This window comes from Qipengyuania marisflavi (genome assembly GCF_005884405.1).
Classification (GTDB): Bacteria; Pseudomonadota; Alphaproteobacteria; order Sphingomonadales; family Sphingomonadaceae; genus Qipengyuania; species Qipengyuania marisflavi.
In genome coordinates, this window is the sequence record NZ_VCAO01000010.1 from 54,367 (window position 1) to 66,348 (window position 11,982).

Annotated in this window: 15 protein-coding genes, 1 tRNA gene and 1 pseudogene; 7 read left to right on the forward strand and 10 right to left on the reverse strand. The window is 63.6% G+C overall.

Features of this window, described 5'->3' with window-relative positions; translation table 11 throughout:
* Nucleotides 1–4: 4 nt before the first annotated feature.
* The 3 genes from FEV51_RS12345 to FEV51_RS12355 all read right to left on the reverse strand — a co-directional run bounded on the left by FEV51_RS12345 (nt 5) and on the right by FEV51_RS12355 (nt 1,665).
* Nucleotides 5–676: a glutathione S-transferase family protein gene (locus FEV51_RS12345; protein ID WP_138619382.1), complete on the reverse strand. Its 672-nt coding sequence runs from the start codon at nt 674–676 to the stop codon at nt 5–7.
* Nucleotides 677–746: 70 nt separating this feature from the next.
* Entirely contained in the window at nt 747–1,223 is a 477-nt protein-coding gene (locus FEV51_RS12350; protein WP_138619384.1) for a hypothetical protein, read from the reverse strand.
* A 70-nt stretch (nt 1,224–1,293) separates the two neighbouring features.
* Complete coding sequence (locus FEV51_RS12355) at nt 1,294–1,665, reverse strand: hypothetical protein (RefSeq protein WP_138619386.1); 372 nt, start codon at nt 1,663–1,665, stop codon at nt 1,294–1,296.
* A 100-nt stretch (nt 1,666–1,765) separates the two neighbouring features.
* On the opposite strand from FEV51_RS12355, the gene FEV51_RS12360 reads away from it, so the two are divergent.
* The 4 genes and pseudogenes from FEV51_RS12360 to FEV51_RS13200 all read left to right on the forward strand — a co-directional run bounded on the left by FEV51_RS12360 (nt 1,766) and on the right by FEV51_RS13200 (nt 4,341).
* Complete coding sequence (locus FEV51_RS12360; protein ID WP_138619388.1) at nt 1,766–2,872, forward strand: S-(hydroxymethyl)glutathione dehydrogenase/class III alcohol dehydrogenase; 1,107 nt, start codon at nt 1,766–1,768, stop codon at nt 2,870–2,872.
* 39 nt (nt 2,873–2,911) lie between these two features.
* Nucleotides 2,912–3,293, forward strand: a pseudogene (locus FEV51_RS12365) (VOC family protein).
* Between the two features lie 4 nt (nt 3,294–3,297).
* Entirely contained in the window at nt 3,298–4,128 is an 831-nt protein-coding gene (gene fghA / locus FEV51_RS12370) for an S-formylglutathione hydrolase (RefSeq protein ID WP_138619390.1), read from the forward strand.
* A gap of 36 nt (nt 4,129–4,164) precedes the next feature.
* Nucleotides 4,165–4,341 (forward strand): hypothetical protein, encoded by a 177-nt coding sequence (locus tag FEV51_RS13200; protein WP_171033134.1) that lies wholly within the window; start codon nt 4,165–4,167, stop codon nt 4,339–4,341.
* A 236-nt stretch (nt 4,342–4,577) separates the two neighbouring features.
* Here the strand turns inward: FEV51_RS13200 and metW are convergent, their stop codons facing one another.
* Nucleotides 4,578–5,171: a methionine biosynthesis protein MetW gene (gene metW / locus FEV51_RS12375; protein ID WP_138619392.1), complete on the reverse strand. Its 594-nt coding sequence runs from the start codon at nt 5,169–5,171 to the stop codon at nt 4,578–4,580.
* Nucleotides 5,164–6,258: a homoserine O-acetyltransferase MetX gene (gene metX / locus FEV51_RS12380; protein ID WP_138619394.1), complete on the reverse strand. Its 1,095-nt coding sequence runs from the start codon at nt 6,256–6,258 to the stop codon at nt 5,164–5,166. The genes metW and metX overlap by 8 nt, the downstream gene beginning before the upstream one ends.
* Nucleotides 6,259–6,328: 70 nt before the next feature.
* Here metX and FEV51_RS12385 point away from each other — a divergent pair, with 70 nt between their 5' ends.
* Nucleotides 6,329–7,432 (forward strand): pyridoxal phosphate-dependent aminotransferase, encoded by a 1,104-nt coding sequence (locus tag FEV51_RS12385; protein WP_138619396.1) that lies wholly within the window; start codon nt 6,329–6,331, stop codon nt 7,430–7,432.
* Here the strand turns inward: FEV51_RS12385 and FEV51_RS12390 are convergent.
* Genes FEV51_RS12390 through ftsE form a run of 4 tightly spaced genes read right to left on the reverse strand, consistent with a single transcriptional unit; the run spans nt 7,422 to nt 10,299 of the window.
* Complete coding sequence (locus FEV51_RS12390) at nt 7,422–8,102, reverse strand: lysophospholipid acyltransferase family protein (protein WP_138619398.1); 681 nt, start codon at nt 8,100–8,102, stop codon at nt 7,422–7,424. The two genes, FEV51_RS12385 and FEV51_RS12390, sit on opposite strands and share 11 nt — an antisense overlap.
* A gap of 6 nt (nt 8,103–8,108) precedes the next feature.
* Entirely contained in the window at nt 8,109–8,639 is a 531-nt protein-coding gene (locus tag FEV51_RS12395; protein ID WP_187695315.1) for a YdcF family protein, read from the reverse strand.
* A complete protein-coding gene (locus tag FEV51_RS12400; protein WP_171033135.1) occupies nt 8,636–9,568 on the reverse strand; it encodes a cell division protein FtsX in 933 nt (310 codons plus the stop codon). The genes FEV51_RS12395 and FEV51_RS12400 overlap by 4 nt, the downstream gene beginning before the upstream one ends.
* Nucleotides 9,565–10,299, reverse strand: coding sequence for a cell division ATP-binding protein FtsE (ftsE, locus tag FEV51_RS12405; protein ID WP_138619400.1), 735 nt, complete (start codon nt 10,297–10,299; stop codon nt 9,565–9,567). Before ftsE ends, FEV51_RS12400 begins: the two co-directional genes overlap by 4 nt.
* A 157-nt stretch (nt 10,300–10,456) precedes the next feature.
* Here ftsE and FEV51_RS12410 point away from each other — a divergent pair, with 157 nt between their 5' ends.
* Nucleotides 10,457–11,326 (forward strand): MJ0042-type zinc finger domain-containing protein, encoded by an 870-nt coding sequence (locus tag FEV51_RS12410; RefSeq protein ID WP_138619402.1) that lies wholly within the window; start codon nt 10,457–10,459, stop codon nt 11,324–11,326.
* Nucleotides 11,327–11,445: 119 nt separating this feature from the next.
* Nucleotides 11,446–11,532: transfer RNA gene (locus tag FEV51_RS12415), tRNA-Leu, on the forward strand.
* Between the two features lie 211 nt (nt 11,533–11,743).
* On the opposite strand, the gene FEV51_RS13260 is transcribed toward FEV51_RS12415, so the two are convergent.
* Nucleotides 11,744–11,982, reverse strand: a 239-nt coding sequence (locus FEV51_RS13260; protein ID WP_222927463.1) for a DDE-type integrase/transposase/recombinase, incomplete at its 5' end; no start/stop codon positions are given.

Below are 11,982 nucleotides of genomic sequence, written 5' to 3' on the forward strand. Positions count from 1 at the left end.
CGCGCTAGCTGTCCACCTTGGCATAATGCGGCGGCGGCGGCAGGCCTTCCATCTTCTCGCTGAGCAAAGGGCGGAAGCTGGGGCGGCTTTTCATCACCGCATACCAGCCGCGCGCCTGTTCGTGACCTTTCCAGTCGATCCCGCCCAGATAATCGGCCACTGAAATTTGCGCCGCGCAGGCCAGATCCGCCAGGCTGAGTGTCGCCCCGCCGATCCAGGGCCGGGTGTCGACCAGCCAGTCGATATAATCGAGATGGCCATGCGCCATCCGCATTGTGTCGCGCAGCACCCGCGAATCGGGCGGCTGGCGCAGGAACAGCCGCTTTTTCATGCGTTCATGCAGCAGCGGCTGAGTCACATCGGTGTAGAAATTCTCGTCGAACAGCGCGATCAGGCGGCGGACTTCGGCGCGCGCCACTGCTGAGCCGCCCAGCAGCGGATTGCGCTCGACCGTCTCTTCCAGAAACTCGCAGATCGCCTGACTGTCACACAGCGCCACGCGGCGGCCCGGATCGTGCAGCACCGGGGTGCGGCCCGCCGGGTTCAGCTGCAGGAAGGCATCATTACCCTCCCACGGGTTTTCGCGGATCAGCTCGTAAGCGACCGACTTCTCGCCCATCTGCAGGCGCAGCTTGCGGCTGAAAGGGCACAGGGGAAATTGGTGGAGCTGCCACATGAAGCGCGCTCATGCCTTACAGGCGGCGCGGCGTAAACCGCGCGGTGCGAAGATGTCAGACGATTTTGTGTCAGTCGGACGGATCGGCGCGCATTGCGGGCATGGTTTCTTCCAGCCGCTTGGCCATTTCCTTCAAGGCGGGAAGCATCGCTTCGAACCCTTCGGCCATCCCGCCCATCGCCTGCATGGCGCGCGGGACATTGCGTTCGATCTGTTCGGGCACCTGCTCTGCCTCGGGCGACATGGTGCGCAGCGTGGCGTCGGGATCAACAGCTTCGGGATCCTCGCCCGCCATTTCCGCCACTGCTTCCATCATCGGGGCGAGCGGCATATCAAGCAGCACTTCGGACAAAGCACGGACCATCAGCGCCATCTGCTGTTGGCGCGCAGGATCGGTCATCTGCCGCGCCATTTCGGTCAGCGGCGCAGTTTCGTCAGCCTGCATCGGCGCCTGAGCATCGGTATCCTGCGCGCCCTGATCCTGCGCATAGGCAGGCATGGCAAAGGCGGCAGTGATGACGGCGACAGGTAAGATCAGCTTGCGCATGGAATTTCCCAAAAGTTCTGCGATGCCAGCTGTATAGTCAGCCCGTCCTGAAACTTGCCTGAACGGCCTGTTACAGCCCCGAAGCGTCGAGCATCATCAGACAGGCGGGAATGATTTCGGCCAGTTTTCCCGGCTGCTGCAATTCCGCCACCACCGGCCCAGCCTGCAGCGCCAGCCCTTCACGGGTCATGCCGGTTTCATCCATCAGCTTGGCCAGCGACTGGACAAAAAACTCGCGCCCGCGTTCGCGCAGATCGGGCCAGCTGGGGTCTGCCCCGTTTCCCATACGCTGCCGTTCCGCAGCCATCGCAATCGCGACCGAACAGCGCAGCGCGGTTTGCTGCTGGATCGGCAAGGGTGCCGGCGCCATCGTGACGGCGGGCGGCGGAGCGGGCGCATCGGCCTGAACGGCGAGCAGCGAGAGGGCAAGAAGCATGGTCATCCCGCTTCTGTATATCGCCCTGCCTTAACCGCAAGCGACGAACTTGCGGCGCTGTGCGCGCTCGCCTACGCAGGCGCTCTATCAGGGAGATGCCAAGCTTATGAAGACCCGCGCCGCAGTCGCATTTGCAGCCAAGCAGCCGCTTGAAATCGTCGAGCTTGACCTCGAAGGCCCCAAAACGGGCGAAGTGCTGGTCGAAATCATGGCCACCGGCATTTGCCACACCGATGCCTATACGCGGGACGGTCTGGACAGCGAGGGGCTGTTCCCCAGCGTGCTGGGCCATGAGGGCGCCGGAATTGTGCGCGAAGTGGGTGCAGGGGTCACCAGCGTGACGCCGGGCGATCATGTCATCCCGCTGTACACCCCCGAATGCCGCCAGTGCAAAATGTGCCTCAGCGGCAAGACCAATCTGTGCAGCGCGATCCGCGAAACACAGGGCAAGGGGGTGATGCCGGACGGGACCAGCCGGTTCAGTTACAAGGGTCAGACGATCCACCATTATATGGGCTGTTCGACCTTTTCCAACTTCACCGTCCTGCCTGAAATCGCATTGGCGAAGATCCGTGAGGACGCACCGTTTCACACCGCCTGTTACATCGGTTGCGGCGTCACCACCGGCGTGGGCGCGGTGACCAATACGGCGCAGGTCAAGCCGGGCGACAATGTGGTGGTGTTCGGCCTTGGCGGGATCGGCCTGAACGTGGTGCAAGGCGCGCGGATGGCAGGCGCTGACCGGATCGTAGGCGTGGACCTCAATCAGGACAAAAAGACCTGGGGCGAACATTTCGGAATGACCGATTTCATCAACCCCAGGGATACCCCCGATGTCGTCGCCGCGATTGTCGAAATGCTCGACGGCGGGGCCGATTACAGCTTCGATTGCACCGGCAATACCGATGTCATGCGCCAGGCATTGGAATGCTGTCACAAGGGCTGGGGCACCTCGATCATCATCGGCGTGGCAGAAGCTGGCAAGACTATCGAAACCCGCCCGTTCCAGCTGGTCACCGGCCGCAATTGGCGCGGCACCGCATTTGGCGGAGCCAAGGGCCGCACCGATGTGCCCAAGATCGTGGACTGGTATATGGATGGCAAAATCCAGATCGACCCGATGATCACCCACGTCCTCAAGCTCGACGAGATTAACAAGGGCTTCGACCTGATGCATTCAGGCGAAAGCATCCGCAGTGTCGTCGTCTTCTAAGCCGCAAACCCCCTAAGCCACTCCAACGGAGAAAAATGAATGTTCAGCCATGTCATGCTCGGCGCCGATGATATCGATGCCGCCAAGAAATTCTACGACGCCACCTTCAAGGCGCTGGGCGGGCGCGAAGGGTCGGTCGACCCCAAGGGACGGCTGATCTATCTCAACAAGGGCGGGATTTTTCTGGTCACCAAGCCGATCGACGGCAAGCCCGCATCCTGCGCCAATGGCGGCACCATCGGCTTCGCGGTGGATTCCGAAGAGCAGGGGGCAGGCGTGGCATGAAGCCGGTCTGGCCAATGGCGGCACTGCAATCGAAGATCCGCCGGGCATCCGCAGCAGCGAAATCGGCAGCATGTATCTGGCCTATCTGCGCGATCCGGCAGGCAACAAGATCTGCGTCATGAAACGCATGGGCTGAGCCTGTGAAAACGCTGTCCACAAACCGCGCCTTTGGCGGCACGCAGGGCGTCTATTCCCATGCCTCCGCCGAGACCGGGACGGAGATGACCTTTTCGGTCTTCGTCCCCGATCATCCGCCGGGCGCCACGCTGCCGGTGCTGTGGTATCTCTCGGGCCTTACCTGCACCCACGCCAATGTCACCGAGAAGGGCGAATACCGCGCCGCCTGTGCGAAACACGGGATCGTCTTCATTGCCCCCGACACCAGTCCGCGCGGCGCGGATGTTGCCGATAACGACAGCTATGATCTGGGCACGGGCGCGGGCTTCTATGTCGATGCGGTGCAGCAGCCGTGGGCGCAGCATTACCGGATGCGCAGCTATATCGAGGACGAATTGCCGGCATTGATTGCCGAGCAGTTCGCGGTCGACATGGACCGGCAGAGCATCACCGGCCATTCGATGGGCGGCCACGGCGCGCTGATCACGGCGCTGCGCAATCCGGGCCGATACCGGTCGGTCAGCGCCTTCGCCCCGATCGTCGCCCCGGGCGAGGTGCCGTGGGGCGAAAAGGCGTTCTCTGCCTATCTTGGCGATGACCGTTCCGCGTGGCGCGAATATGACGCGGTCGCGCTGATCGAAGACGGCGCACGCGTGCCCGCATTGCTGGTTGATCAGGGCATGGCGGATGATTTCCTGACCGGGCAGCTGCGCCCTCACCGCCTGGCAGAAGCCTGTGAGGCCGCCGGGATTGACGCTAGCATCCGCCTGCAGGAAGGCTACGATCATTCCTATTATTTCGTCTCGACCTTCATGGCCGATCATGTCGCATGGCACGCCGGCCGGCTGGATTGAAGCAGCCGGGCACCACGGCCCCGCGATAATGACCGCGTGATCGCAGCCGGATGCTTTGGCCTGATCGTGCTGCCCTTGCTCGGCCTGGTTGCGGGCGGTTTGCTGGGCGGAGCGCAGGGGGCACGCTGGGGCGCGGCGGCGGGCTTCACCGTGGCCGCAGCCGCCAGCGCGGCCGTCGGCTATGCGCTCGTCAAGGCCGGCCGGCGGGATTAGCCGGGCAGGCGGAACCGTTTTCCTACAGGGCTACGTGCCGCTATCCTTCGCGCTCTGCTCTTTCCCATTGTCGGCAAATAGCCGCCGCACAGTCTCGCGGCGCAGGAAATCTGAAAGGTTACACCTGCTAACCGGAATATTACCCTACCCTGCTGATAAGAAAACACTTTCGGAAGAAGCATTATTTTTTAAAACCCCCCGGTATGTGGTCCACCCCCCCTGCTCTCGGAACAGGCTTAGCCGCGTTGCAGTTCGTAAAGCGCAGACTCGGCGCGCCAGTTGGCTGCCGCGGGGCGAATCGGACGCTCGCGGGTGAAAAACCATCGCCGCTCAAGCCGCACGTCCAGATCGGACGCCAGCTGTTCGAAATCCTTCACTGTCATGTGGTGGATATTCTGCGTTTCGTACCAGCTCACCGGCAGCGCGCGCGTGACCGGCATCCGTCCCGCCAGCAGCAGCGAACTTCGCATCCGCCAATAGGCGAAATTGGGAAAGCTGACGAAGGCGCGGCGGCCCACGCGCAGCAATTCCGTCAGCATCCGGTCAGGACGCGAAGCGGTCTGCAAGGTCTGGCTCAGCACGGCATAATCGAAGGAGGCACCGGGATACTCCGCCAGATCGCGGCCCGCATCACCCTGCACCACCGACAGTCCCTGCGCTACGCAGCGTTCGACGCAGCCGCCGTCGATCTCCATTCCGCGCGCATCCACCTGCTTGCCATCGCGCAGCGCGGCCAGCAGCGCGCCGTCACCGCAGCCGATATCCAGCACACGGCTGTGCGGGCGGATATGATCGGCAATCACCGCCAGATCGGGGCGCAAGTCAGCCATCGAGGAACCCCTTTACCACCCGGTCGAGCGCGGGCACGTCGAGCAGGAAACTGTCATGGCCATGCGGCGCGGACAGTTCGACAAAGCTGACTGGCGCGCCCGAGGCGTTGAGCGCGTGCACCAGATGGCGGCTTTCGGCTGTGGGATAGAGCCAGTCGCTGTCAAAGCTGACGAGGCAGAAGCGCGCGCCGGTCTGCGCAAAGGCATTGGCGAGCAGGCCGCCATGCTCCTCCGCCAGATCGAAATAATCCATCGCGCGGGTAATGTAGAGATAGCTGTTGGCGTCGAACCGGCGGGTGAAGCCGCTGCCCTGATGGCGCAGATAGCTTTCGACCTGGAAATCGGCGTCGAAGCCGAAACTCTTCGCCTCCCGATCCTGCAAATTGCGGCCGAATTTCCCGGTCAGCGCGGCTTCGGAAAGATAGGTGATATGCGCCGCCATCCGCGCCACCGCCAGACCGGCGGCAGGCTGGATCTGGGCGCTGTAATAATCGCCGCCGGACCACGCCGGATCGGCCATGATCGCCTGCCGCCCCAGCTCGTGGAATGCGATGTTCTGCGCCGAATGGCGGCTGCTGGTGGCAATGGCCAGCACGCGGCCTGCCCGCTCGGGCCAATTGGCGGCGAGGCTGAGCGCCTGCATCCCGCCCATCGATCCGCCCACCACGGCATGCAGCCGCTCGATCCCCAGCGCATCAAGCAATGCGATATGCGCGCGGACCATGTCGCGGATGGTGATGACCGGGAAGCGCATCGCAAAAGGTGCGCCATCTTCCGCCGCGCTGGCCGGGCCGGTCGAGCCCATGCAGCTGCCGATGACATTGGCGCAGACGACGTGGAAGCGATCGGTATCGATTGGTTTGCCGGGGCCGACCATCCGGCTCCACCAGCCGGGTCGGCCAGTCACCGGATGCAGGCTGGCGACGTGCTGGTCACCGCTCAGCGCATGACACAGAAGGATCGCATTACTGCCGTCAGCGGCCAGTTCGCCATAGGTCTGGTAAGCGATCACGACCTGATCCAGCACGCCCCCGCCATCGAGCGGCAGGGGGTCGGGCAAGGCAAGGCGGGTGACATCGGCGGACATGGCGGGTGCATCTAACCGCTCTGCACACGCTTGTCGAAGCGCCCTTTTTCTTTCATGCGACAAAGCCGCGATGACTGAGAAACCTGAACTGAAACCATGGATCGCAGCGATCCACGCTTATGTGCCCGGCAAGTCGACCGGCGCAGGCGGGCGGGCGCTGATCAAGCTGTCGGCGAATGAAAACCCGCTTGGGTGCAGTGCGCAGGCGCGCGCGGCGCTGGCCGAAACCGGTGATCCCGCGCGCTATCCTGACCCCGATGCCACTGCGCTGCGCGCGGCCATCGGCGCCTTGCACGGCATCGACCCGGCGCGGATCGTCTGTGGTTCCGGCTCGGGCGAGCTGCTGGAATGCGCGGTTCAGGCCTATTGCGGCGTGGGTGACGAGGTGGTGTTTTCGCAATTCTCGTTCTCACTCTATCCGCTGCTGGCGCACCGCGTCGGCGCAACTATCGTGGCTGCCGAAGACGATGATTTCGTTGCCAGCGTGGACCAATTGCTGGCCTGCGTGACAGAGCGGACCAGAGCCGTAATGCTCGACAATCCGAACAATCCGGCGGGGACATATCTGGGCCGTGAAGAACTGGCACGGTTGCACGCCGGATTGCCCGGCAATGTGCTGCTGGTGGTCGATCAGGCCTATGCCGAATATGTCGCGGATGGCGAAGGCGACGGCGCGCTGGAGCTGGCGGCGCAGCACGACAATGTGCTGATCACGCGCACGTTCTCCAAGGCCTATGGGCTGGCGGCGGAACGGATCGGCTGGGCCACCGGAGCGCCGGGGCTGGTCGATGCACTCAACCGGCTGCGCGGTCCGTTCAATGTCACCGCTATCGGTCAGCGGGCGGGGGTCGCGGCGCTGGAAGATCAGGCGTTCGTCACCGGCTCTCGTGATGCCAACAACACCGAACGCGCGCGCTTCACCGCAGCGATTGCGGCGCTGGGCAATCACGGGATGCGAGCAGTGCCCAGCCAAGCCAATTTCGTGCTGGTGCTGTTTGCCGGCGCGCTGGATGCGGCAAGCGCGCTCGCCGCGCTGGCAGAGGCTGGTTATGCGGTGCGCCATCTGCCCGGACAGGGCCTGCCCGACGCGCTGCGCATCACCATCGGCACTGCCGAACATATGGACGATATCGCCGCAGTACTGAAGGATCAGGCCGAACGCGTCAGTCGTTAAGGCTGTTGATCGCTTCCATCACACGCGCTTCGACCTCATCGCGCTTCAGGCCGGGCGGGATTGGCTTGCCAAAGCGGTAAGTTATGCGCCCCTTGCGCTTGAGCACGCGGTGATAGAGCGGCCCGCTGTTCACCGAAACCGGCACCACGGGCAGGCCCAGCATCTTGTACAGGCCCGCAAATCCGGCCTGTAACGGGCGCCGCTCACCATGCGGGACCCGCGTGCCTTCGGGAAAAATCACCAGCGGGCGGCCATCCTGCGACAGCGCCTTGGCCGAGCGGATCATCGCCATCAGCGACCGCGCGCCCTTTTCGCGCGCCACCGGCACCAGCCCGTAAGCCGCCGCCGCGCGGCCCCACAGCGGGATCGCAAACAATTCCTGTTTCGCAAAGACACTAGGACAATCAAACAGCCGCGGCGCATCGATCGCCTCGAAGAAGCTTTCGTGCTTCATCGCATACAGCACCGGCTCGTCTGAAGGTGCGCCATCCAACACCACTTCGATGCCCAGAATGTTGACCACGCACCAACGCTGCCACGCGCTCCAGTCACGCACCTTGCGGCGAAACACCTCAACCCCAAGCGGACGGGACGCCAAAGCCGCCGAAACAACGAACACAGAGCCGATGTAAAACACCAGATAAAAGGCAATATTGCGGAGCAACAGCATGGCGGGCTATCCGGGCAACCCTTGCGAAATGGCTGCCGCAATCAGCTTGTTATATTCCAGAAACAGCGTCTTCAACTCCGGCTGGGAGCGCACAGCATCCTTCACCACCTGCAGATTTTCGGGCAGCGCTTCGCTAAATTCCGAACCTGCACGTGCCATGTGCCAATCGGTGGTTACCAGCCGTACACTGGAAAAATCATGCTCCTCCAGCCACTGCGCCACTTCGCCCGCATTGCTGCGCGTATCGACGGCCAGATAGCCGAGCGTCACACAGCATTGCATCAGCCGCGGCGAGACATTGAATTCAGCGGCGAATTCCTGCGGCTTGACCTCAGGATCTACGCCAGAAACAAACATCTCTTTTGCCAGCCCCTTCTCGACCACCTCAACCCCGCGCGCGATCCGGCCGGGGCCGCCCGTCAGCACGATCACCGCATCGGTTGGGGTGTTGGACGTGGGGCGCGGCAAAGCGACTGCAAAGGCAAGAAAACCCAGCGCGTAAATCATCACGACAGTGGCGAAGAACCGCAGGATCACAGCATTTTCTTGAGCGAGGCAAGGACAGTCATGCGCGCCGTGTAGACGGCAATCACCAAGGCGAAAAGGGGGATCGAGCCCAGAATGATCCAGTCCCCACTGCCCAGCCCGCCGCCCTGCACCAGCCCGGAATCGAGCAAGGCAAACTGCGCGCCCAATACCAGCACCGCCGCGCCGCCAGCCAGCAGGCCCAGCGCCCCGCCCGCTGCCGCATCGAGCAAGATCGAGCGCTGGAAAATGCACGCAATCTGGTCATCATTGCCGCCCAGCAGATGTACGATCTCGATCGTATCGCGATTTGCACCCAGCGCATTGCGCGCCGCCAGCCACACTGCCGCCGCACTGGTCGCGGCGAGCAGCGCGATCAGGCCCCATGCCATCCAGCGCAGTGCCGACACCGCTGACAGCACCGGGGCCAGCCAGTCCGATTGCGCATCGAGCCGGGCATCGGGCGCGGCCTCTGCCAGCCGGTCACGCAGCCGGCCCAGTGTCGCCGGGTCAGCATCGCCAGTGAGTGTCAGATCGATCAGCGCGGGCAGCGGGACCGCCTCCATCTCAGCGCCGCCGCCCAGCCATGGCTCGACCAGCGCCGCCACTTCGGATTGCGGGACGATCCGCATTTTCGCGACCGCACCATCGCCGCCAAGAATTTCCGCCGCCGCACGCGTTTGCTCAGAACGGTCCGCCGGATCAGCCTCGACAATCTGCACAGTCACGCCGCCCGCCAGATCGCCGCGCGCGCGGTCGGCCAGATTGTCCAGCGCCAGCCCGCCTCCCGCCGCCACCACGGTCAGCGCGACCATGATGGCAATCACCCAGGGCATTGGCCCGCCAAGCCGTGCACGCGGCAGCAATTGTGCCGCACGGCGCCCCCGCAGCGGGGCCAGTCCGCGTTCCACTGCGCGGGCCAGGGCAGGCGGTTTCTTCACCGGTCGGTCGGCCCGGCAGCAACCCGGCGCGGCGGATAGCGCAGCGCGCCGGTGGGATCGGCCAGCGTCCCCTTGTCGAGCCGCATGATCAGCGATTCCGGCACCTTGCGCAGCAGATGGACGTCATGCGTGGCCACCACCACCGTGGTCCCCAGCCGATTGAGCGCCTCGAACAATCGCAACAGTTTGAGCGCCATTTCAGGATCGACATTACCCGTCGGCTCGTCCGCCACCAGCATATCGGGCCGCCCGATCACTGCACGCGCGATGGCCACCCGCTGCTGCTCCCCGCCTGACAACGTGGCAGGGCGTGCATCGGCGCGGTGCGACAGGCCCACCCAGTCGAGCATATCGCGCACCGGGCCATCAAGGTCCGCCTCACGAACACCAGCAACCCGCAGCGGCAGCGCGACATTCTCGAAGGTGGACATATGCTCCACCAGCCGGAAATCCTGAAACACCACTCCCATGCGGCGGCGATATGCGGGCAAGCGTTCGCGCGGCAAAGTGATCACATCACTGCCAAACATGCGGATCGCGCCGCGCGACGGGCGCTGCGCCAGATACAGCAGTTTCAGCAGCGAGGTCTTACCCGCGCCGCTGGCCCCGGTGAGGAAATAGAACCGCCCGGAAAACAGCGTGAACGACACATTGGACAGCACTTCGCGATCAGTGCCGTACCGCAGCCCGACATTATCGAACTGGACAATCTCCGTTTCGGGCGCGTTCATCGCACCGCGACCGTATCGCGCAAGGGTATGATCGGGCCCGCCATTGTCATTGTGGGCTATAACGCGCCTTCGATGTGGAAAAAAGCCGTCGATTGCTTTCTCCAACAGGTGGATAGCTTGTCGTGATTCGTCGCGCCCCCTAAGGCCCTTTGTTACAATGATCATTGCCTGCCCCGCCTGCCAGACGCGCTACGTTGTCCCCGACAGCGCCATCGGTATCGAGGGGCGCACGGTTCGCTGTGCCAAATGCAAGCACAGCTGGTTCCAGGATGGCCCTGGTGTCGAGGCGATTGCCGCCAGTGAAGCGGTGCCCATGCCGCCGCAGCAGCCTGCCAGCCCGCCCGCTGCAACACCCGCTCCGTCGCGCCAGCCGCCGCCTGCGCCCAAGGCACCGCCGCCGTCCGAAGCCGCGCCGATACCAAAGCCAATGTTTGCGGATGATCCGCGCGAAGAGGCACCGCCCGTTTTGCGCGACGGACCCGATTTTGACGAAACCGATCCGCCCTATGGCGATGTGCAGGACGATCTGCCCCCGCCGCCCCGCCCTGAGCTGGCCGACGATGTCTCGCGCTTCGACCATGCGCCGCCGTTCCGTCCGCGCCGCAATCTGGTGAAACTCTGGTCTTGGGCTGCCGCGATCTTTGCACTGCTGGCGCTGGGGACGATGGCCGCCGTCAATTACGCGGGGATGCCCGCCTGGGTGCCGATGGCCAAGCCGCTGTTCGGGGCGAGCCAGCCCGATCTCAAGCTGGAATTCCCGGTTGCCGATCAGGAACGCCGCACGCTGCCCAATGGCACAGAGTTTTTCGGCGCGCGCATTCTGGTGACCAACACGGCGCGCGAAACCCGCAATGTGCCCGGCATCCTGATTGTGCTGCGCGACCAGCGCGAGCGGCAGGTATACAGCTGGGTCGTCACCCCGCAGCAGCGCACGCTGACCCCGGGTGAGACGATGACCATCAACGAGGCGGTCACCGATGTGCCCAAATCGGCGGTCTTCGCAGATATCGGCTGGGCCCCGCGCTAAGCCCTGTCAGCCGGGCGCTGACACAGGGCGCAAACAAAGGTGCTTGCGGGCCTGACAGACCGCTGCTAGTGGCGCGCTCCTACCGGCGGGAGCGCTCTGGCGCCCCGTAATGACTGTGTGCGGTCGTGGCGGAACTGGTAGACGCGCAACGTTGAGGTCGTTGTGGCCGAAAGGCCGTGGAAGTTCGAGTCTTCTCGACCGCACCAAACATAAACGGTTGTTTTTAATGGATTTTACCCCCTACGAGGGAGCCGAAATCCTCCCGACATTACAGGACTTTGGCCGTGATGCTTGTAGCTGGACTGGAGGCGAAAGCGTCTCCGCCTTCACCGTATAACGAGCAACTTGGCTCCGGGTGCTGTCAGTCTAATCGCAACTTGTCTCTGCTCGACGGAGTTTCTCCTGCCCTACCAAGTTTCAGCCCATGAGGTTCTGCCACTCAGCCAGTGCGGCTGAGCGGGATGTCTTGTAAGTCTGTCTATCGAGGAGGTGGCGCTGGGAGTTGAAGTGGTTGTGGACGTTGGCGTGAACCGAAGCGAACTTCTGCAGCGACTTCATTTGCCGAAATCGCAGCATTGCAGGCTCTCGTCGTCGGAACGGTAGGTAGCTTTTCTCAGCTCGATTATTCAACCAGCGCCCCATCTCCCGGCGGTCCA

Coding starts and splice junctions, on each gene's coding strand:
- FEV51_RS12345 (WP_138619382.1), bottom strand. CDS start 676: ATGTGGCAGCTCCACCAATTTCCCCTGTGCCCTTTCAGCCGCAAGCTG.
- FEV51_RS12350 (WP_138619384.1), bottom strand. CDS start 1,223: ATGCGCAAGCTGATCTTACCTGTCGCCGTCATCACTGCCGCCTTTGCC.
- FEV51_RS12355 (WP_138619386.1), bottom strand. CDS start 1,665: ATGACCATGCTTCTTGCCCTCTCGCTGCTCGCCGTTCAGGCCGATGCG.
- FEV51_RS12360 (WP_138619388.1), top strand. CDS start 1,766: ATGAAGACCCGCGCCGCAGTCGCATTTGCAGCCAAGCAGCCGCTTGAA.
- metW (WP_138619392.1), bottom strand. CDS start 5,171: ATGGCTGACTTGCGCCCCGATCTGGCGGTGATTGCCGATCATATCCGC.
- metX (WP_138619394.1), bottom strand. CDS start 6,258: ATGTCCGCCGATGTCACCCGCCTTGCCTTGCCCGACCCCCTGCCGCTC.
- FEV51_RS12385 (WP_138619396.1), top strand. CDS start 6,329: ATGACTGAGAAACCTGAACTGAAACCATGGATCGCAGCGATCCACGCT.
- FEV51_RS12390 (WP_138619398.1), bottom strand. CDS start 8,102: ATGCTGTTGCTCCGCAATATTGCCTTTTATCTGGTGTTTTACATCGGC.
- ftsE (WP_138619400.1), bottom strand. CDS start 10,299: ATGAACGCGCCCGAAACGGAGATTGTCCAGTTCGATAATGTCGGGCTG.
- FEV51_RS12410 (WP_138619402.1), top strand. CDS start 10,457: ATGATCATTGCCTGCCCCGCCTGCCAGACGCGCTACGTTGTCCCCGAC.